Below are 20503 nucleotides of genomic sequence, written 5' to 3' on the forward strand. Positions count from 1 at the left end.
AGACAACTGATAACAGCGATTAGGAGCCGATTGGGCTGATGACAGACCCAACCGCCGACAAATTTGCAGCCGGCGAACAAGGTCTGGGTTACATCTACCAGGCGCGTCTGGCCTTGCTCTGTCTGTTCCAGATGTCGGAGGACACCGCCGTCTTCTTGGAAAAGGACGACGACCTCGATTTCATCGATAGTGACGGCGGCAAGTCCCTGGCCTCGCTCAAACACAAGGCAGTTGGCAACAGGCTGACCGACTTATCGACCGACTTCTGGAAGTCCGTCAATATCTGGCTGGCGCGGTACAAACGCGACGGCCGTGCCGCATCGAACTTGCGGTTCTTCCTGTTCACCACAGGCACAGTGTCGCCCGCCTCGTTTCTCGCCCGTCTCCTCCCCAGCCAGTCCATCGCTTCCGGCGATGTGACAACACTGACTGAACTAGCCAACGCCGCGCTCGCCGAGTCGAGGTCGCAACTCATTGCGCCGATCGCCACGGCGTTCAACGAACTGAGTGATCCTGAGAAGCAGAATTTCCTCGAGCGCATCCTGATCCTCGACGGCAAGCCGCGTATCGGCGATATCCCGTCGATCATCAGGGACAAGCACATGCGAAGCATCCGGCGTGAACACCGCGAGTTCGTGTTCGAGCGGCTGGAGGGCTGGTGGACTGATGTCGTGATCAAGCAGTTGACCGGTGCGAGGACAGAAGGAATCTTCGGATACGAGGTCTCGGACAAACTCTCCAACTTGGCCGAGGAATACAAGATGGACAACCTTCCCATCACCTTCCGCGGACAGGAGCCCGCCGAAGAGATCGACACCGAGGCCGATCTGCGCCTGTTCGTGGCGCAACTGCGCGAGATTGGCATTTCCTCCAGCCGGATCAGGAGCGCTATCTTGGACTACTACCGGGCGTTCGAGCAGCGATCGGCTTGGGCACGCGAGAATCTGCTGGTATCCGGAGAGGTGGAAGAGTACGAAGATCGTCTCGCCGACGAATGGAACCGCTACAAGGACGTTGCGTTCGAGCAGTTGAAGGACGACAGCGCCGAGGACGCACTTCGCGAAGCCGGTGCTACCCTCTATAACTGGGCGGAGTTCGAGACCGGGAAGATCGAAGCCCTACGCATCCGCGCACGGGTGAATGAGCCCTATGTCCTTCGCGGCAGCTTCCACATTCTGGCCGATGGCACACCCGAACCCAGAGTCTATTGGCATCCCAGGTTCCTCGACCGCCTCCGTACGGTGCTGGAGGTGGCCTCGTGAAGCGATGGAACCAGCGGCCCTTCGAGATTCGGAACCTATTTAACCCTGCCTTTTGTGGTCTTGTCCTGTTCCGCGCCCTCCATGGTTACGAGGAACAGGACGCCCGCGGCATGCCCTTCTCCTTGTCGCTGCTGGTGCTGCCCTTGTGCTTGCACAAGGATTCGCGCGAGGTGATCGCCGGCAGTCCACGAAGCTACTTGCTCAAGACCACGGAAAAGAACCAGCAGGTCATGGTGGGCTTCGCCGACCGCGTTACGCAGATGCTGCCCTATGCCTTCGAGGCGTTCGGCCTGCTGATGGAAAGAGGTTGCATCGCCGTCGCGGACGACGGTCGCATCCAGACCGTGCCTGACAAGGTGCGCAAGACCATCAGCGGAACTGACGAGACCGTCTCATGCCAGAAGGTGGCGCGCATCGTCGGACGGGAATTTGCACGCATCGCCGACCGGGCGACCGTATACACAACCTTTGGGATTCGTCCATGAAGATCAAGTCTATCCATATCTACAGCCACGACGGTCAGCGCCGAGATCTCCTGTTCAAGGTAGACCGGCTTAACGTCATCACCGGTCGCTCCTCCACCGGCAAGTCTGCACTCTCTGAAATCATCGAATACTGCATGGGACGCTCCTCGTTCAATGTCCCCGAAGGCGTTATTCGCGACAAAGTGGCCTGGTTCGCCGTGATCTATCAGTTCGAAAAAGAACAGGTGCTGGTCGCCAAGCCAACTCCGCCCGGCGGAGGAGCCAGTTGCAGTACGGCAATGCTGCGACGGGGTACCCAGTTACAGGCACCTGAGTTCAAGGACCTGGCGGTCAACACCGACGACGACAGCATCGTCGAATTGCTGTCGCGTCTGCTCGACATTCCTGAGAACCGCACCGATGTCGCACTTGAACACAGCCGCGACAGCTACGATGCGAACGTCAAACACACGTTCTACTATCTGTTCCAGAAACAGGGGCTGGTGGCCAACAAGGATCAGCTTTTCTACCGCCAGAACGAGCAGTTTCAGCCGCAGGCGATCCGCGATACACTGCCGATTCTGCTCGGCGTCTCTTCCCACGACCGGTACGAACTGGAATCCAGGCTGCGTATGGCGCAGAGGGATCTAAGGATCAACAGCAAGCAATTGGAGCAGGCACGCGACGCTGTCGACACATCGCATGAGCAGGCCATCGGCCTTTACTCGGAAGCCAGGACGGTCGGTGTCATCGCTAATATCGATGGGAACACGAACGCAGACGGGATTATCGACGCATTGAGGTCAGCACTGTTATGGAAACCCGAAACGGTGCCCGACGACGATGGCAGTCGGATTTCGTTTCTGGAAGAAGAGCTAAGCCAGTTGCGCCAGGATCGACGCGACGCCCAGACCAGGATCGACGCGGCGCGACAGTTTGCCAAGCGGGCAGGCGGCTACGAAAACGAGGCCGCCGAACAGATTGACCGGCTGGCCTCAATCAAGGCTCTGCCGAAGAATTCCGATAGCGGCGAATGGCAATGGCCGTTCAGCGAGCGGAACCTAGCACTGGAATCCCCGGTTGCCGCGGTTCTGCTCAACGAGTTGGAATCGCTCGACAAGGAATTGCGCATCGCCACCGGCCAGCGCCCTAAACTTGAAGCCTACCTGACGGAACTTACCACCAAAGCGGTCGGGATTGCAGCCGCCATCAAGCAGAAGGAGGCGGAGCTATCTGCTGCGATTTCGGCCAACGAGGTCATCGCACAGATGGGCACACGCAATAACGCAGCCGCGCGTGTGGTTGGTCGCATCAGCCTGTTCCTAGAGACGCTCCTCCCCAACGAAGATATTGCCAGGCTGGAAGCGGAGAATCGCCGCCTTACCAACAAGGTTAAGCAGCTTGAGAACCAAATCGGAGCCGATGACAGCAACTAACGCCTGACCTCGATCCTCAACAACATCTCCGCGCATGTGTCGCGGTATATCCAGAAGTTCGACGCCGAGTTCAGCCCCTATCCTGCGCGGCTCAATCTCCCACAGCTGACTATTATCTTCGATCGCCCCGAGCGTCCGGTCCCGATGGGCCGGACCGGGGGTGGCGAGAATTATCTGGCCTACCACCTATCGGCACTGCTCGCCTTGCATCTGTTCGTAGCACAGAACAACCGCCCGATCCCTCGCTTCCTACTGATCGACCAGCCGACCCAGGTTTACTTTCCGTCTGAGCAGGTCTACAAGGACGCCGACGGCTCGGTGCAGAAGACCGAAGCCGACGCCGATCTCAATGCTGTGCGCCGACTGTTCGAGCTATTGCTGAAGTTTACTCAGGAGGATGTTCCCGGGTTCCAGTTGATCGTCACCGAGCACGCAAATCTTCGTGACCAGTGGTTCCAAGAAGCATTGGTGGAACAGCCTTGGACAAAACCGCCGGCACTAGTTCCGGAGGAATGGCAAGACCACTGATCCGCAGGGCCGCTCGGTCGGCGACACGTGGAGGCGGACTTGACTGTAACGAGGTTGATTGACCGAACCGCAGACAACATGAGCTTACACCACTTCCACGAATGACGGGCGCATTTCCATCCGCCTAGTTATTCACAACGACATACGTCTGTCGTTTCTCCTCGACCGCTTTCCCCACGAGTCCAATGTTCTCTCGGCGCATGTCTGGGAGATCCCCGCAATCTTCCCGTACGACTCCGCTCATGTCTCACCGCTTCATAGGGCATCGACAGGAGCCAGCTATTCAGAACCTACCTCATACCCTCGCCAACGCCACGATCTTCATGACGTCCGTCTCGGTGTGCGCACAGCAGGGGGAATAGGGTGCCCACTATCTGACTGCGGGAAAGACAATTTCCACGCCGAGAATCCGTAGACAACGTCGGACTGAAAGTCGGACGGTCATCACCGGTTTGCCGGGGGCGAACGTTTCGGCGACAGCCATTTGATGATTTGCCATTTGGGCTATTAGCACAGGTCGATTTAGAAAATGGGGATTCTGGCGTTGTCGTACCTAGTGTGGGGCACTCGGCCCCGACCTTTGCCTGCTCAATGACGTGAATCCGACGCCGGTCCATAAGATCATGCGGCACCAGCACTATGCGACCACCAGGATGCATGTGGAGGAATTGCAGCGGCTGCTCGATGCAATGGAGGAGGCGGTCACTCAGATCTAGGAGAAATGCGGCGTTCCTCCCCAATCAGTTTCAGGTTGCTTGAGTTCATAGGAGCACGACACTCTATTACTGGATTCAATCGCGATTAGTGATTGGAAAGTTGTGGGTTATCTCAGACTGAATCCATTTGGATTCACAGTAGACTACAAATAGATACACCTCGCTACTTCTCCTCCTACGATTCTGTCAGAAACTGCTTGCAAACTATATGGGTTCATAAGTATTAACCTAGGCACAGTGCTTGCTGAGTTTAGCCGCCAAGTCTTTGCTGGTCTCGATCGCGAGCAGTTCCTTGTCTGTTGTCTCGATGCGAAACATGGGATCATCGGTGTGAACATCGTCTCGATCGGCTCGCTTACGGTCAGCATTGTTCATGTCCGCGAAGTGTTCAAGCCCGCCATCCTTCTCAACGCCTGCGCGATCATTGCGGCCCACAATCATCCCTCCGGAGATCCCACACCGAGCCAGGAGGATCGGGCGCTCACCACACGACTGCGGGAAGCTGGCGACTTACTGGGCATCAGGCTGCTCGACCATCTCATTCTCGGCGACGACCGCCACTATAGCTTTGCAGATCAGGGCTGGCCGCCGTGAGGCGACAGTGAAAATCCTGTCGCACCTCCCACCGATTATTCTTCTGGGCAGATGACGCATGTCGACACATTAGGAGAGTTCCAGGTCCCTACCACAGGTGGTGGTCTGCTTCTGACGCAGCGGATGCTTAAGAAATAGGCAACATGTGGAACAGGCGATGAGCCGCTGTGATGCGTGCGCACAACGTCTCTTGTTTACAAGGTTATCCCCAGAAGATGTGGAGGATGAGCTGAACGTAATGGCTTCGCTCTCGTGCTACTGAGTGCTGTATAGCTGAGTGGTGGCAATTGGTGTTCGCAGCGGGGAGGTGCATGGCTACAGCGAAGGAGTTTCTGTGGCCGGACTCTACCGTGACTTATAGGGGATTTTCGGTTGGATGTGGTCAATACGCGTATGAGCAGCCGATGGATCCGGCGGAATTTGTAAAAGGGTGAAATACCATCCGATCCCTGAAGCGACGTCCGCTCCAGGTGGTGACCGGTGTAAAGAAGCCCGGCATCGCGGTGCATAGATTGTGGCACTCCACCCCGACGTTTGCGCTGCTCAATGGCGCGAATCCCGCGCGGGTGCAGAAGATGATGCGGCATCAGCACTATGCTAGGATAAGAATTTATGTCGAGGAGGTCCAGCGCCTGCTCAAGGGGGTTGAGGAGACGGTCACGCAGATCTAGGTTGCAGAACTTGGAGTGTGTGCTCAACCGTCGACCTGGTGGTCAAAAATTCTTATATGGCTGTTCGGTTGGATGTGTACAATTGTCGTGAGATGGCCGCTGGATCTCGCCATCATCCTATCTCAAACAGTCGCCGCTTGACTCGTTAACGATCGTAGGAGTAATAACGCATCAACGATTCTCAAAGTACTACGCAGTCAGTTGTTTCACCTTGTCTAGCACCATTCTCATTAGGAGACGCACATGAGTCGAGAGCTGGACCGCCGCATCATCAGCATCAACAGGCTAACTGACTCACGCAGAGCTGAGCTGACAACTCGAGCGGAAGTTGTGTCGAACGAACTACCCGGTGCGCACCGCGTCCGCATCGAGCGCTTTGACGCTGTGACCGGTAATTTCTCGGCTGTGGTGTCGGAAAATTCCCCTGCAGAAGCGGGTAACTACGTTCAGCGCGCACTTAGCCACGTGCAACGGATCGGCCGACTTGGTCTGGAAGCGAACCAGCCAGCCGAGTTTGTAGCCGATCCCAACTTTCAATGCACGTCCAGCGGCGCGGTGGCAGTGCATCTGCAGCAGCAATTCAAATCGATCACGATCTTTCAGTCCACCCAGGTGGTGCGTTTCACGCCAGATGGCGCTATTCAAGACGTGGTAGGAATCCTCGTCTCGGTCGATCAGGATCTGACAGTCAGCCCGCGCTTAGCAATCGCGGAGGCGGTGCGCAAAGCCGCTGAGCATGTTGGTACCCCAACGGCCGACGAACAAGATCAACGCGATGTCTTCGGCGAACCACTAATCCCGGCCCAAGTCGATCTCACTGGCTTTGTCCCTCGGATTATCACGACTTTCCAAGGCCAGCCCGAGCAAGCCACGTTACTCGAACACGGCCCCTTCGAAGAGAACATTAGAGCACAGCTCACCTGGTTTGCCCTCGATGGTGGCTTACGATTGACATGGCACATACTGATTACGTTTCCAAATTTCGACGCCCAGTATCGCGTGCTGGTCGATGCCGACAACGGCGATATCCTGTATTGCCACCAGCTTGTTCGGACCGTCGTTGCTCGCGCTAATGTTTATCGAAAAGATGGTGGCACAGCGCGTGAGATGACAGATTTGCCGCAACCACTGATCGATTATGCCTTGCCGATCCCCTCCAATTTGCCGACGGGCTTCCCTGACCATTGGGTAACGCAGAATCAAACGGTGGGTAACTCGACTTACGCCCATTTAGGAGTTACTGGGTCGGTGGTACGAGGCAGCGTCCAAGAGGAGGTGTTGCAATTCAATCCTACTGACGCAACTGGTGATGATCAAAGAGTGCTTAACATTTTCTATTACAACTGTGTGATGCACGATTGTTTCTATTTGCTCGGCTTCCGCGAAAGTGATGGCAATTTCCAGGAGGATAATCTAGGGCGTGGCGGCTTGGCCGCCGATCGGGTTGATGCTCGCGCGCATAGCGGCGCTATTAATGGGACAGCAAACATGGCCACCCCGATTGAAGGACGTGGTCCAGTCATGAACATGGGATTGGTCAACAGCACTGGCCGGCACACAGCTTTCGATTCAAGTGTCGTATTTCATGAGTTTACGCACGGCGTCACCAATCGCTTTGTCGGTGGCCCATTGAATGCTGAAGCGTTAGATGCTCCGCAAAGTTCTGGAATGGGAGAGGGCTGGAGTGATTATATCGCTTGCACGATAAACGACACCACGGTAGTTGGGGCTTGGGTACTCAATGACGCTCGCGGCATCCGTAAGTTCGCCTACGACGGCAACTTTCCAGATACCTTCGCCAATATTGGCGAAGGCCGTTACAACGAGCCGCATAACATCGGCGAGATCTGGTGTGCTACGTTGATGGAGCTAAACCGCAAGATTGGCAAATTGCTGACACTGCAACTAATTGTCGATGCACTCAAATTAATGCCGGCCAATCCAAGCTTTTTGGATGCACGCGATGCGTTCTTTTTGGCACTGAGTGCCAAGCTTGCTGCAGGACAGCTCACCAGCAGTGAACATGGACGCCTCCAGAGTGAGGCATGGAAAGTCTATGCACGTTTTGGTATGGGGCCGCGTGCTCAGTCGATAGGTGCAACAATTTCTGGCATCGAACCGGATTTTGAGACGCCTACGGCTGGGTCCATGCCCGCGACGCAAGTACAAGTCGAGACGTCCCCCGAGCTGGCGATTCCGGACAACAACACGACCGGTATTTCTAGCCGCCTCGCCGTAAGCGAACTTGGCACGATTTCGCACGTGAGTATCGGGGTTGACATAGCGCACACCTATATTGGTGATCTGCGAGTAATAATTACAGCGCCATCGGGCACTAGAATGGTCTTGCATGAGCGCGCTGGTGGGAGCATGCGCGACCTCGTCGCCTCCTATAGCGATACTAAGCTTACTGCGCTGAGTGCGTTGCGTGGCCAATTGGTGCGAGGCGACTGGGTGCTGCAAGTAATCGATGAAGCAAGTCAGGATGAAGGCGTGCTTCGCCGTTGGAGTCTGACTGTCGAATTAGCAGCTGCCACCGACGTTGTACGCAACGAAGTTAGCCCTTCGTTGATTATTCCCGACAACGATCCCGTCGGTGTCAGTAGCCCCCTCTCGATCTCTAACACCGGAGTTGCGCGCTCGGTCAAGGTGGCGGTCGACATCACCCACACGTTCGTCGCTGATTTGCGTCTGGCCCTTATCAGCCCTACAGGGCGTAGCGCTCTGCTCCAAGATCGTGCCGCCGGCGATAACGACAATCTCATAACCTCGTATGACTCTGGTTCAAGCGCAACCCTCGCTGCATTGGTTGGTTTGCCGATACAAGGTGTTTGGACACTGCGCGTTGTCGATCTCATCAGAGGCGATGTAGGAATGCTCAACCGGTGGCAACTCGAGATCGGTCTTTGAACTGGCAAAAAGCGATTGCGTCACACGCAGGAGAAGAAGAATGGCCATGGCAGGGAATGAGAGCTATGACAACGCCATGTTGTAAGCAGCGGTCTTTGCAGCAGGCAGTATCGAAGACAGTGGAACATCAAAATCGACATAGGTAAGCCCTAGCGGGCTGTCCCTGCCACACCACCGTCTTTACGGCGGTGGTTTCCTCAGATTCAAGCTGTGTTTGTCCCGCGTCCCTTCCTCAGAGAGCATAAAATCCGGGGAGATGGCAATTGTGCTGGACTCATCCAGTATTAACGTCCCGAAACCAGGATAGGCTCTTGGCTTTTGTGACAGCTGCGCGCATGATAGTAGGACCTGCGTCATGCTCCATAATATCCGCAACGACGTTCCCTGGTGCTCTGTGTAATTCCGTCCGGCTCCGAACGTAGTCGAGGTGAACCACCGTGCGCAACTTTGCTCAGCCACTGGTCTATCAGATGCGCGTGTTTCTCCGAGGCATCAGCCCAATGATCACCTGAAAAGCGCGGCGTAGCTGTCCCGGATTTTTATGCTGTCCTCAGGATCCAGTATTTCGGACTCATGTAGCACGGACATCGGAGTCTCTTTGTCACCTGATTGAGCCATTCGCACTTTGAGGAAGGAGTCGTGTTAAGTGGTGAGTACCTGATCTGACATATCTGTCGATTGCCCGGCATACGTCGGGCAGGCTAGCAGCTCCTGATCGCAGGGCGGCGGCAAGACGAAGGCCGACACGCTCAGGTCCGAGGAGTTCGGTATCCTTCGGAAACCCAAACGTTCGGCTTTCATCGTCAGGTAAGGGTGTGCGGCCCCAGTACCGTGGGTCAAGAACCAAACGAGGGTCTGGCTGGACAAAGCAAGGATCGTTTGGACGTATGACCCCGCCCCAGCCAAACGGACGATCAATGACCAAGCTCACCAGAGGTCGGTGGAACTTGTCGACAACGTAGAACTGACCGAAATCGACCAACATGGCATCCATCCCCTGTGGCGGATCGGCGACACTTTGCAGGTTTATAACGTCCATCCCTTCTGTGTCGATACCCGTCGCGGTGCAGAATGCCGTGACATGCTCCTGGCTGCAAGCTGGGACAGTGAGGCTTCCGACCCGAACACTTACCTGCTCGGACGGTCTGCTTCGGGTCAGTCGGCTCGACGGGCTCGCTGAGGTGACCCCGAACTGTCTAAGCGTCATTTCTATCTCGACCTGGATGCGTTGACGGCGGGAATATCGCTGTGGCAACTCTGCGGCATATCGGCGATGAGCCCGACGCACGAGCAGACCAGCTGGCATCGTCAGAGTTCCGATGCGGCGGTCCCAGCACTGGAATCCAGTGTCAATCGCGGCGTATGCCGGCAAGATCCCTATTGGGAGCCCGGAAAGGGAGAAGATACGTGCGAGAAGCCGTTGATACAGGAGTTCGCGAAAAACCTGAAACAACGGAAACAGCCCGTCGCCATGCACGTCTCGTTGCGGCTTTTGCCCGGGGCAGACGCCGACACCCTTAATGTCCAGCCATCCCGCCTCTTCGCCCTCCCATAGAGACGCCTCGTTACAAGGCCATACACTGCGGCCAGCACGTGTTTCGAATAGAGCCGCTCGACCGTACCTCGGCGGCCGCCAGCCCTCGACATACTGCTTGCGATTGACTGGAGGGGGGGTGTTGACCTGGTTCGGCGTGGACTGAGATAAAGAAATCCAAGCTGATCTGCGCAATACCCAATTCGCGGTAATTCTACACTCCCTTCGGATGCGGTCGGACGGATTGAGCTTACATAGAGCAGGGAATCGAAGCGCCAATGCATCGCTGCGGAGCTGCGGAAAATCTTTCTGCAGTGCGGCGCGGTCAAGCCAGACCACTTTTGCTTTTCGAAGGGGTAGGAATAGGTCGCTCTGGAGTTTTGTCATTTCAATCGCCTGCGGAGACAATGGAACGGATTTCCCTCTTCCCCTTATGGTCACCCTGATTCCTTCCATAACTAAAGAATTGATCACGCCTCTGGCAATATTTCACTGCCCGCATGAGATGGCAGCTGAGGACAACAGATTCCGCGTTAGTCCAGGTAAGCCAAAAAACAGTTGACCCTGTTCCGATTATGCAAAGCCGTGCAGTCGATATTCTTGTTGCCGCGTTGATTGATGCAAGACTTCTACGCGGTTGATGTAGGTGGAATTGATGTGTTTAACTATCGGTACGGCCTCACTCTGGGAAGGGACATAGCTCTTCAGTTTATCACTGAAGAGCCAACAGGGCTCTCGGCCTTGGCCTTTCAAACAGCGGCGGCATTTTAAAGCAGGTTCTAGTATTTGTAGAATGCTTTTGAGCACATCCTCTGTTTTTCTTCGAGAAGTTGAGCGCATTCCCATACGCCATAATAACATTTGGCCTCGGCAGGACCGGCGAGATCCAGTAGGAGTTTAACGTGGCTAAGAACTGGGCCAAATATACGGTTGCCCGATACTTGCAGATCACGTTGGCCCCAGTGCACAAAAGCTTCAGCGCGGTATGGATCGATCATGGCGTAGGATGAGAGGGTATCGAGCAGGAGCGCCCAATCGCTAGGTGTTCCCTTCTTGGAGCGGACCTCGAGATGCAGCCGCCGCTCTATGCGTGAGGTCAAATCGAAGTCGACCTTCACCTCCGCGTTCAATGTCTCCAACTGCGCTAAGAGTAGGGTCAGACCATCTTGGATCCCAGGCGGTGCGACGCGGCGGATATACGCATCAATGCCGCCGGATTCGAATCCGTGCAAGCATGGTCGCACGAATGCAGCATCTTTCTTACGCCGCACGAACCCGACGCAGAACACGCATGCGCTCAACGGTAGCGTAGCTACGCATTTGGCGAGTTCAATTTCCGTCGTAGCGTCCGGCAGATCCCAACCTGTTGCGTCGGCGACCGACCTTAATAGCATCGCCTGTTCTGAGGCTGATCGTTCTACAGGGCCGTCGGGACCTTGACCACGACTGTGCCAGAAGAGAATGTTGGGCGCGTTTGGATGTGCGGCACCCTCAAAGCCGTCGAACTCCAACCAGATGTGACGGATCGAGCGTTCAAGCCGGGATCCGGGTGTTCGCCATACGTGAAGAAAGCCGAGGAGCCCTTGTTTGGGGACGTTTTTCGGAACCACACGTTCGAGCGTCTCGATAAGCGCATCCAGCTCTCCCCGGTTGGGCCGGACGCGAAGGAAGCAATCTACCTTATCGTCGCTTGCATCCAAGCGCGTTTCGAAGCCGAAGATACCGGTAGCCGTTTCCGGAAATGGGGCAAGTACACCCTTTAGCTGTTGCAGAGCAGTGTCGCTGATCAGCCCAGCTGGACCAGCCGTTACAATCGCCTCCACACGCTCCGACAACATCTCAGAACCCGCATCGTTGCCACCCAGACAGTTGGTGCTTAGAACCAGCCGTCGGTGTCATTATGGGAGCTATGATTGCCTTCAGCCGAAACTAAGCTTCCAACTCCCTCTGGTGCGATCCCCCTGGAAAGTTCTTTGAGCTTAGTAGTCAATTCTTGCCGCTGCTTCGCGTCCAATTTGGATACATCAAGACGGAGCCAGTGCTTGTCCGGCTTCAGCTCCGGCTGGTTGACGGCTTCTTCAGCTTTCTTGAGGACATCAAATGCCTTCATCAGAACTTGATCCTCGGGGCCTAGCCTACTTTTTTTGTCATCCATGCGGCACCTCCCATTTTAGAAGAGAATCGGGACGGCAATTTATCAGCATCGATAAAGGAAATCCAATGTTTCTTTCATCTGAAAAGCGTTGCTGCGAAAACACGCATTTTCTTTCTTAAGTTATGCACTTTTCAAACACTCGCGGCGCTTTATTTTGCGAACCCAATATTGTGTCGTGGGGCAGGTCCTGGATAGTACCCTACTGGGTCGTATCGTTTTGGCATCCCATTCCCTCCCGATCAATCGGAGTTCCCACCAATACCACAACGACAGCGAGTTCGCGACGGTGCGTAAGGATCCGATAGGAATCAAACGCATGCTATGACGGCAAGGCTCCCGCGTCAAGAGACATTTTTCAAGTGCTGCCACGTCTCACTTGTGAGCATCAGGCCGTTAGTTCGTGTCGCCTTATCAAGACATTTCGCAATCAACGTCGAAGCGTTGCAAAGACTTCAGGTCTAGACCCAACGTGGCGAGTCGCTGTCGGCCACGCGACTGAGAGGTATGCAGGACCTCGACAACCGATGCGACGGCAAGTATCTCTACGCCTCGCCCGCGAAGAGCTTCGATGGCACCGGCCAGAGTCGCGCCGGAGTCAACCTCGTCATCGACCAGGATCACCGACATACCTGGATGCGCACCATAGAAATAGAAAGTGGAATTCTGACAATGCGGTTCGGACCAAACCAACTCTCCGGGAAGATCGAGGCGACACTTATAGGCTATGACTGCCGGCACGTTGACAGCAAAGGACAACGCCATCGCGATGGGAATCCCTCCAGGCGCGAAGCCCACGATGTAATCGGGTTGGGAAGTCGTCTCGAGAGCCATCGCCATTCGCGCCGCTATTTGATGAATCGTACTAGGAATGATGGCATGCTGCACTGTGTCCCCAGAAGCGTTCATCAGGACTTTATAGTCCCTCGTATCAGTGTTCATCCGCCGTATCACGTTCACGACTAGATCGGTACTGGCCTTCATCTCATAGACTCCTTGTGTCTAGCAAACACTCATCTATTTCGTACCCCACGTATGATAACTCCTGAATCATCGTACTTTTCTCAACCAATCGACTGGGTTCGTTGTGACAATATAGAGTTCGAAATCACGTCGAACCTCGAAACGAGCGACTCCCTTGGAGCATAACATTTCCCCAACCGCACGCATCGCCCTATTGACCTTGCTTGGCATGTCTTCCGGCAGCATTTCCGGAACGTCCCGATGGCCGTCCTGAACGACGAAATGGCCGCCAACCTGTATGGAGCCAGCAAAGCCACAGAGTGCGGCAAGCGCCGTGTCGTACATATGGGCCGTGTCCTCGATAACCATTACCCGGCCATTCTGCGGGATAATTGTTACGACAGCTCGGGCGTACTCGGGTCGCGAACATCGGCTTCAATTAATTCGATTGTCCATTAAACCATGGATCGACATTCGCGAAGGTGTTGCGCGCGGGCGCGGTGTCTCGATCTAGCGTCATCACCAGGGGAGCGCAGACGCCTATGACGGGCATGCGTTATTAGGCGGTCTCGAAACCCAAGTGCGCTTCCGCCTAACTGCTCACAGCACGGTCGAGCGGGGAGTCCAGTCAGCGCGCAGCCACGGCAGGAGCCGGGATGCGTCGTTACGGGGATCGGATACTAACTCAATAATCGTCGGATTTCCGTCCTGCACTTCTGCGATCTCCACCGGACACCAAACCGGCGTCAGGCTGCCGAACGAAAAGAGGCCAGAATAGCTAATCTTGAGCAGTACCTCGCCCCGGGTGACGGGCTTCGGAGCGGGTTCCTGCAGCGCCGCGACGATGCGGCCGTCTACAGAAATCTCCAGGACAAGGATCGCCATCTCCGATCCGTCGGAGAGACGGAGTGTGGATCCGTGTGGTAGCTGGGAGAAACTGGTTCTGTCCCGTTGCCTCCTCTGAACAATCGAATCCAGCTGTATCCGCTCTGCCGACCGCATTGGGTAGTCGCAGTCTCGGCAGATTGCCGAGCGACTTCTCAAATCGCCCGCAATCGCAGCCTCCCGAAGCTCAGACATTCGCGCCGAATTCCAAATCGTGCGTACGCTCTGGGTACTTAGGTTGCCAAATGTCTCGTTGTGTTGCCAATCGTTGCAGCAAAGTATGACACGACCGTCAGCAAGTACATTCATTGTATCAACGGGATAATGGCAATAGCCGAAGTCATCGGCCACGAAACGCGCGTCGTCGGCTACATCGAGGCTGCCTGCACGGGACATCAGTGGAACGAGCCGCACGGCATATCCCGCGTCGTGCCACCGCTGGATGAAGGCACGCGCATCGTCTATCCGGCTTCCGTCAGCGATATACGACAGTCGAACACGTCCCCGCGCTCCCTTCCAGTTCAGCAGTGTCGATACGAGCGAAGCAAATCGGTCTACGCCCTGGATGCGTCGATATTCTTCCCCGTCGAGAGCGTTTACGGAAATCGTCAAGCGAAACCGCTCAAGAGACATTACGGCGTCGAGGAAATCTGGGCGCAGCGCACCGCCATTGGTTACGGTGGCGACATTTCGGATTGCGTCAGGCGCCGCGTGGAACTCTCGCGCGATCTCGAGAAAATCGCGATCCAATAGTGGCTCATTCTGGAGCATGAGGCAGACGTCGATCTTCCGAGCCTCCTTGCGCGTTTCTTCGATCAGCCGCGATAGGATGTTTCGATCGATCATGGCACGCTTGCGACCCTGTGAAACCACTGGATAAGGGCACATTGAGCATTTAAAATTGCACAGATTGATCGTCTGAATCTGCACTTTGGCTGGATAGTCGAAGATGGTTGTGGCCGGTACCCGGGAAATCATGATGCTGTGTTCTTCTCCGGGCTAGTCGAGGCCGCGCCGCACAGGAGTGCATGCACGTACGGTCCGAGATCGGGAAGCATCTGAATCAATCCCACCGGATCGCGCTGGAAGTTGCGGAAAGTCCAATCGAGTATGGCAAGTGTAAAACGGCACTCTTCGCTCTCGTATGGAACCGGCTCCAGAGAACCGTGACGGGCAAACTCAAGAATAGGAGCGACGCCGCAGTACGGGTTATACGCGCACTCGCGGCATACCGGATGCCGATCGCGCAGCGACATATTCATAGTTGCGAACGTCTCTGGCCGTCGAATGAGGTCGCCGTATCGATGTTCTCGAACATTTCCCAGAACGAAGTGAGGGCGAAGCGACCGAGCCTCGTCGGACGGCAAGACGGCACCATCATAATCGTAGGTGATAGCCCCGCTAAAATCTCCACAAGGATTGCGCCAGTCAACATAGCCGACGTCGCTATCGCCGAGCAGCTTGCTAACCACCACGCGCACCATACGTTCGCTATAAGCGACGCCGTCACGTGTCGAGCGTTCCATGAGATAGTCGAGAGCATCGAGGTAATAGTGGAGGAATGCGTCCATGTTGAGGTGCAAGCTGCCAGACTGCGCGTTCCCCAACGGACGTAGTTTAAGAAGGGCGACACTGTTGTAGCCAAGATCTATGAAGTAATCGATTAAATCTCGCAGTTGAGGCGCGTTGTCCGCGTCCACGACGCACAATGGAGAGGCACTGAGCAGACCAGGAAAGCGTTCCCTAACCTCGTGGAGCCGACGGATGACCCGATCATGCGAGCCGTGTCCACCCAACGTTTTGCGGTAATGATCGTGCATATCGCGGGGTCCGTTGAGAGAGTAGGAAATCCTTACGCCTTCGTCCCGGCACCACGAGAGCTGATCGTCGGTTGCCATCATGAGGTTGGTGACGACCGTAAAATCGAGTTTCTTGCCAACCCCAGCGTTTTGCGCACGCGCGGTTTCCACGACGTGCTTCATGCAGTCGAAGTTGAGGAAGGGTTCGCCTCCCTGGAACTCGATCTTGTTGACGGGGTTGGGGGTGTCGAGGATGAAATCAACGACTTGGTCTGCGATCTCGGAGGACATGTCAGTGAGGGTTTGTTCGGTTTTGATCGGTTGCGGCAACATATGGCAATAGGTGCAGGTGAGATTGCAACGTCGGGTGGTCACGACGATATGCAGAGTGGGTCCGGCGAATGTCCCGTCGAACCAAGTCGTCAGGTTTGACAACACGCGTTGCGCGTTTTCCATCGTAACGATATGCCCTGTTCTCTCCAACCTGGTGTACAAGTCATCGTCCATATATATTTCTGAGAGCTGCCGGTCCTCGTCAGGGGTCAGCAGAATGAACCGTCCGGTGCGTGACACTCGAACCACCGCATCGCTCACAATACGTCCAGGGAAAAAGTTGGGGAGCCACTCGTCCCGGTACCGACGTCCTTCGATCTTCATATGTTACTCCGAGTACGCCTTTTGGCAGCCTCGACTATCGCGTCCCAATTGGTATAGACGGGTGCGTTGTTTCGCGCACCGCCGCACTGTTGGGACACTTGCTCGATATGTTCGGAAAAGTGCTGCTGTATCTCTCGGAACGCCATGTCGGGCATCAGGGTCCGGATGGCCGCATGATGGCGGACCAACTCGGCAGCCACTTCGTTGAGGTAACGCGCCACCTCGCCACCGGCCGTCTCGAAGTCCATCAGCGTAGACCATGCGAACAGGTTGGCGCAATGCGTCCGTAATAGCGCCCCGAATTGAATTTTTCCTATCAGGCCGGTGTCGATCGCGTCAAGCCTGAACGCGTTCACGGCGGTGAATGCATGTAGCCCTAAATGGAGTCCGGAGAGCGGACGCGGATCGCCTCGATAAGGTGAGACGAACTCGCAAGTGTGGAGGCCAAGAGAATCCCACGCCACGTCCTGCGCCCAAAGATGGAAACGGTGATGCTGGCACTCATGCACCAGATCCTCTGCATGCCTCATCGGGTCACGAACATGCGAGAGACAAATCGGAAAGCCGGCGCCGTATGATTCCGACCGGCTGTCGCTCTTGGGCGGGGGCGCGCCCATGTATACCAGCGCCGGAACCAGCGATGCGATCCAATCGCGCCACAGCGGTGCCAAGGAGGAAAGGACGTCCATTGCCTGTTTCACGCTGTCGACAAATGACTGGAATTCCGTGGGTGACTTTACCGCCGCGCTAACCGGAATCCCCAATGCGGCGGGGTCGTCAAACAATAGAATTTGTGTCGCACCGAGACGCGGCACCTTCTGTGCCATCTTATCGCATTGCTCTAGCACGATCCCATCCGCAGCTGGCCGGTCGATCTCGCGTAGTGTGATAACCCCATCTTTGGCAGTGGCGCCGAGCGGAGCATCCGGAGCGAAAGGAGGGCGGATCCAGGCACCACTGCGTGTATCCAGCATGCGGCCGAAGGCGTCCAGCTCCGTTTCGACTGTGAAGCGCTCCTCCCGATCGGCGGCTAGAAACAAAAGGCCTGCAGCCAGGTTTCGCCGCGCCGCTCGCCGGTGCTCGCCAGTTGGCGCGGTGGAACGTATACGGAGGATCGAGAACAATTCGCCCCAATGCTCCAGGCACGTAGGTCGTGAGTTTGCAGCCGAGTCCATGAACTCCCTCGCCACGTCCATGAGGTATTGTGTTACGAGTGGTTCCGACCCAGCGGTCTCCGGCGAAGCAGCGATCGAAGCCAATTGACGGGATGCGAGGCGCCGACGATATTTCTGTAGGTCCTGGGTGAGCTGCTCCCTTGCTTTCTCAGACAGAGGAGGCGGAGAGAGGGGGGCGCATAGCGAGGTCATGACACCCATCCGATTGCTGCTGGCATCGTCGCTTCCACACGCAATACGAAAGTGGTCACCGCGGACATTGTGACATCTTCCGGGAGTCCTGTCGCCTCAGAAAGTGCTGAACTTACGTCGGACCCGGTTCGGCCATCTAGAAGATCAAGTATCAGCAGTTCTGTCGCGTCGAGTCCTATACTCCGAATGCCACTGGGCGAGGCCGCAATCAAGACGGCAGCCAATGTATCCTGTTTGTGGTCCGTTGCAACAAGGTGTGCGCTGTCGCGTCCGAGTAGCACATGATTGGACCGCAGCCGGGGACGGCGAGCCGGCATCTCCTGAGCCAGTCGATCCAGGTGCTCGCGCCGCAAATCCGCTTGCGCCTGGGACGGGGCCGCGCGGCGGCGCATGACGTGTTCTTCTCGACGAAGCAGGGATAGAGCACGATCCACCTCCAACGCCAACAGGGCTTCGGCGATCTTCTCACTTGGGTGGCTACGGATTGCCGCTTCGGCCGGCGCAAAGAAGGAGACATCTAGTGAGTTTGGGTCGTCTCCCTGAGGCAGTAGGGAGAGGATGCTCGCGATAGCCCCGTCGTCACCGCCGCGTGCCAAGCAGGTAATGGTACGGCTTGCCAGTGCTTGGGCAGGTGTGCAGTTCGCTTCAGGGCACCGGCGATTCAAAAGTGCCAGCTGTGGGCCCAGGGCGCGAACTGTTTCACGGGCCTCTCCCCAAGCGGCGTTCCATGCTGCCACGTTGGTTTGGGCAAGGCTTTCAAGCGGAATCCGGGGATCATGACCGCTGAAAAAGGTAGTCGCAAGCGCCTGCGGGCGACTAGGTGACGAAGCTGCGGTGAAATGCTTCGGCCGGAAGGCGCAGATGCGAGGGCTCTCGAACTTGCTGACGTCGACGGAGAAGGGTGTGGGCTCCACAATGATTCTTTCAGAGCCAAGGGTCTCCGCTATGGCTTTGATCACGCTGTGCAGAGATGCCGGATAGCGTTCAGGAAAGCCCAGCATAGGTTGCCCATCCATGGAAATGGCGCCACCCGCCAATGCAACCCTCTTAGGTGCGAGCCATGCGGCGAAGGCCACAGCTGCATCGGCGTCCATCTGATTCCATCCTCCCTCCCATTGCACAGATGTGCCCGCGGGGAGAAACGCAACATCAATATGTCCACGCAGGCCGTCGAGAGAACTCCTCAGTTCATTGGTGTCACGAACATCAACGGCGTCCAAAACTATGTGCCCGTCGAACTTGAAGAGCAGGATGCACTGGTGAACGCCGTCTGCTGAATCTATGGCTGGAATCGCTTTCACATCGAGGCCGGAGACAGGACTAATCTCCCGTTGCACATTTAGATCGACGACTTCTCGAAAACCTAGTGTGGTGACTTGCTGGCAAGACTCCTCCCCGAACGCAAAAACGGTAGTTGCAGGATCCAAACCAAGCAGGGAGGGTGGATGCAGATGATCGCCATGCGAATGACTGACAACCACGCCGCATATTCGATCCATCAGCTCAGGCCAGGCCCATCGCGCCACAAAAGGCTGCCGAAGCCGTAATGATCCGTGAGTAAGGATAGGGTCGACCAGCAGGATGTTGCCATCTACCTCGATCGCGAGGAAAGAGTGACCTAAATGATGAACGAGCACAGATTAATCCTCTTCTCATGGGTTCCATTCGTGCAGGATTATAGCTATAATTTTTTTTCCTGCCTAGTGGCCCTGATATATCTGGTATATTCACCGGACTCTCAAGGCGGCTTGGAAGATTAAGGGGCAGACGCAATGACGGTTCGACGTGAGGGAGGTCACTCAAAGCTGGCCGAACTGATCGTTCGTCGCGCTCAAAAGGCTACTCGGGCCTTATTGACTGGTCAGGATTTGCCCATTGGTGCGTTTGCAGAGGACGGCGTTGACCCGAAAACCTGGGAGCGCTTGGCTGCCGTGCGTTCCACTCGCGTCGCACTCGGAGCAGTGCGTGAGGCATTGACTACCGTCGATAACGTGGCCGCCAGTTATGAACGAACGCTGGAAGCGGAGAATGCAATCAGTCAGATGAGATGGTCCGTTAAGCGCAGTTTCAACGCCCTCGATGCGCGCCTTTCCGAGTTGGCCGAGTCGGAGTTACGCGCCGCCGAGATTCGCGTGACCATTTGCGCGGCCCTTGAGTCTCCTAAATTTCAACGGTTTGCGCAACGTCTTGCCGCGGTCGCCGATAGCCAGCGTTCCAAATCGGAGTGGTGGACCGATGCAGCAGGCGTACGCGCCGCAGGGGCCCGCAGCGCCCTGAGCCGGATCCAGCGAAGAATCACTGAGGGCTCGCCCGCTGTTAGCGACGAGGAAATCGACTGGGCCGAGTTCCGCGACAATGCCTCGTCTGTAATGGATGAAGCGCTTCTGACAGCGCAGGCTCTGGCCAGGCACGCAGACAATTCGTGGAAATGCGCCATAGAAGAGCTGAACGAGGCACTGGCGATCTTGACGCACCTAAGACAACGCACATAACTTGTAGTAGACCGAACCCTCACACCCGACTCTTGCTTTGTATCCCCAAACTCTGGACAGTAGCTTCTTGTGT

The 20503-nt window shown here is 56.1% G+C and carries 17 protein-coding genes and 1 pseudogene; 10 read left to right on the forward strand and 8 right to left on the reverse strand.

The features are described from left to right. Positions 1–38 precede the first annotated feature (38 nt). The 8 genes from P0119_22215 (at position 39) to P0119_22250 (ending at position 10136) form a co-directional block, all read left to right on the forward strand. Positions 39–1262 carry a hypothetical protein gene (locus tag P0119_22215; protein MDF0668776.1) on the forward strand — a complete coding sequence of 408 codons (1224 nt, stop codon included), beginning with the start codon at positions 39–41 and terminating at the stop codon, positions 1260–1262. Beyond that, complete coding sequence (locus tag P0119_22220; protein MDF0668777.1) at positions 1259–1747, forward strand: DUF6521 family protein; 489 nt, start codon at positions 1259–1261, stop codon at positions 1745–1747. Before P0119_22215 ends, P0119_22220 begins: the two co-directional genes overlap by 4 nt. Beyond that, positions 1744–3162, forward strand: a complete 1419-nt coding sequence (locus tag P0119_22225) for a hypothetical protein (protein ID MDF0668778.1) — start codon at positions 1744–1746, stop codon at positions 3160–3162. Before P0119_22220 ends, P0119_22225 begins: the two co-directional genes overlap by 4 nt. 12 nt (positions 3163–3174) lie before the next feature. Further along, positions 3175–3690, forward strand: a complete 516-nt coding sequence (locus P0119_22230) for a DUF3732 domain-containing protein (protein ID MDF0668779.1) — start codon at positions 3175–3177, stop codon at positions 3688–3690. Between the two features lie 953 nt (positions 3691–4643). After that, the gene (locus P0119_22235) at positions 4644–5000 is read left to right on the forward strand and encodes a JAB domain-containing protein (GenBank protein ID MDF0668780.1); all 357 of its coding nucleotides are present in this window, start codon (positions 4644–4646) and stop codon (positions 4998–5000) included. A 470-nt stretch (positions 5001–5470) separates the two neighbouring features. Continuing rightward, the gene (locus tag P0119_22240) at positions 5471–5671 is read left to right on the forward strand and encodes a hypothetical protein (GenBank protein ID MDF0668781.1); all 201 of its coding nucleotides are present in this window, start codon (positions 5471–5473) and stop codon (positions 5669–5671) included. Positions 5672–5914: 243 nt separating this feature from the next. Next, entirely contained in the window at positions 5915–8581 is a 2667-nt protein-coding gene (locus P0119_22245) for a M36 family metallopeptidase (GenBank protein MDF0668782.1), read from the forward strand. Between the two features lie 1273 nt (positions 8582–9854). Further along, the gene (locus P0119_22250) at positions 9855–10136 is read left to right on the forward strand and encodes a hypothetical protein (GenBank protein MDF0668783.1); all 282 of its coding nucleotides are present in this window, start codon (positions 9855–9857) and stop codon (positions 10134–10136) included. A gap of 758 nt (positions 10137–10894) precedes the next feature. On the opposite strand, the gene P0119_22255 is transcribed toward P0119_22250, so the two are convergent. The 5 genes and pseudogenes from P0119_22255 to P0119_22275 all read right to left on the reverse strand — a co-directional run bounded on the left by P0119_22255 (position 10895) and on the right by P0119_22275 (position 14115). After that, on the reverse strand, positions 10895–11953 hold the full coding sequence (locus P0119_22255; protein ID MDF0668784.1) for a hypothetical protein: 1059 nt from the start codon (positions 11951–11953) through the stop codon (positions 10895–10897). 38 nt (positions 11954–11991) lie between these two features. Continuing rightward, positions 11992–12270 (reverse strand): hypothetical protein, encoded by a 279-nt coding sequence (locus P0119_22260; protein MDF0668785.1) that lies wholly within the window; start codon positions 12268–12270, stop codon positions 11992–11994. 411 nt (positions 12271–12681) lie between these two features. Beyond that, entirely contained in the window at positions 12682–13251 is a 570-nt protein-coding gene (locus P0119_22265; protein MDF0668786.1) for a phosphoribosyltransferase family protein, read from the reverse strand. A 66-nt stretch (positions 13252–13317) separates the two neighbouring features. Further along, a pseudogene (locus P0119_22270) lies at positions 13318–13638 on the reverse strand (hypothetical protein). Between the two features lie 192 nt (positions 13639–13830). Next, positions 13831–14115 (reverse strand): hypothetical protein, encoded by a 285-nt coding sequence (locus P0119_22275; protein ID MDF0668787.1) that lies wholly within the window; start codon positions 14113–14115, stop codon positions 13831–13833. Between the two features lie 255 nt (positions 14116–14370). Here P0119_22275 and P0119_22280 point away from each other — a divergent pair, with 255 nt between their 5' ends. Next, positions 14371–14868, forward strand: coding sequence for a hypothetical protein (locus tag P0119_22280; GenBank protein MDF0668788.1), 498 nt, complete (start codon positions 14371–14373; stop codon positions 14866–14868). Between the two features lie 221 nt (positions 14869–15089). Here P0119_22280 and P0119_22285 read toward each other — a convergent pair whose 3' ends face one another. From P0119_22285 to P0119_22295, 3 genes are read right to left on the reverse strand one after another with little or no spacing between them, the layout of a single operon-like run. Next, positions 15090–16571, reverse strand: a complete 1482-nt coding sequence (locus P0119_22285; protein ID MDF0668789.1) for a radical SAM protein — start codon at positions 16569–16571, stop codon at positions 15090–15092. Then, positions 16568–17938 carry an HEXXH motif-containing putative peptide modification protein gene (locus tag P0119_22290; GenBank protein MDF0668790.1) on the reverse strand — a complete coding sequence of 457 codons (1371 nt, stop codon included), beginning with the start codon at positions 17936–17938 and terminating at the stop codon, positions 16568–16570. The genes P0119_22285 and P0119_22290 overlap by 4 nt, the downstream gene beginning before the upstream one ends. Next, positions 17935–19575, reverse strand: coding sequence for an MBL fold metallo-hydrolase (locus tag P0119_22295; protein ID MDF0668791.1), 1641 nt, complete (start codon positions 19573–19575; stop codon positions 17935–17937). Before P0119_22295 ends, P0119_22290 begins: the two co-directional genes overlap by 4 nt. Positions 19576–19710: 135 nt before the next feature. Here P0119_22295 and P0119_22300 point away from each other — a divergent pair, with 135 nt between their 5' ends. Continuing rightward, positions 19711–20430, forward strand: coding sequence for a hypothetical protein (locus tag P0119_22300; GenBank protein ID MDF0668792.1), 720 nt, complete (start codon positions 19711–19713; stop codon positions 20428–20430). Positions 20431–20503: the final 73 nt, after the last annotated feature.

The sequence above is a fragment of the Nitrospira sp. genome, from assembly GCA_029194665.1.
In the GTDB taxonomy this organism is placed as follows: Bacteria; Nitrospirota; Nitrospiria; order Nitrospirales; family Nitrospiraceae; genus Nitrospira_D.

What these genes read in the sequence shown, in the direction of transcription:
- P0119_22260 (MDF0668785.1), bottom strand. Translation starts at nt 12,270, where the DNA reads ATGGATGACAAAAAAAGTAGGCTAGGCCCCGAGGATCAAGTTCTGATG.
- P0119_22255 (MDF0668784.1), bottom strand. Translation starts at nt 11,953, where the DNA reads ATGTTGTCGGAGCGTGTGGAGGCGATTGTAACGGCTGGTCCAGCTGGG.
- P0119_22250 (MDF0668783.1), top strand. Translation starts at nt 9,855, where the DNA reads ATGAGCCCGACGCACGAGCAGACCAGCTGGCATCGTCAGAGTTCCGAT.
- P0119_22265 (MDF0668786.1), bottom strand. Translation starts at nt 13,251, where the DNA reads ATGAAGGCCAGTACCGATCTAGTCGTGAACGTGATACGGCGGATGAAC.
- P0119_22285 (MDF0668789.1), bottom strand. Translation starts at nt 16,571, where the DNA reads ATGAAGATCGAAGGACGTCGGTACCGGGACGAGTGGCTCCCCAACTTT.
- P0119_22245 (MDF0668782.1), top strand. Translation starts at nt 5,915, where the DNA reads ATGAGTCGAGAGCTGGACCGCCGCATCATCAGCATCAACAGGCTAACT.
- P0119_22215 (MDF0668776.1), top strand. Translation starts at nt 39, where the DNA reads ATGACAGACCCAACCGCCGACAAATTTGCAGCCGGCGAACAAGGTCTG.
- P0119_22225 (MDF0668778.1), top strand. Translation starts at nt 1,744, where the DNA reads ATGAAGATCAAGTCTATCCATATCTACAGCCACGACGGTCAGCGCCGA.
- P0119_22275 (MDF0668787.1), bottom strand. Translation starts at nt 14,115, where the DNA reads ATGGCGATCCTTGTCCTGGAGATTTCTGTAGACGGCCGCATCGTCGCG.
- P0119_22300 (MDF0668792.1), top strand. Translation starts at nt 19,711, where the DNA reads ATGACGGTTCGACGTGAGGGAGGTCACTCAAAGCTGGCCGAACTGATC.
- P0119_22290 (MDF0668790.1), bottom strand. Translation starts at nt 17,938, where the DNA reads ATGACCTCGCTATGCGCCCCCCTCTCTCCGCCTCCTCTGTCTGAGAAA.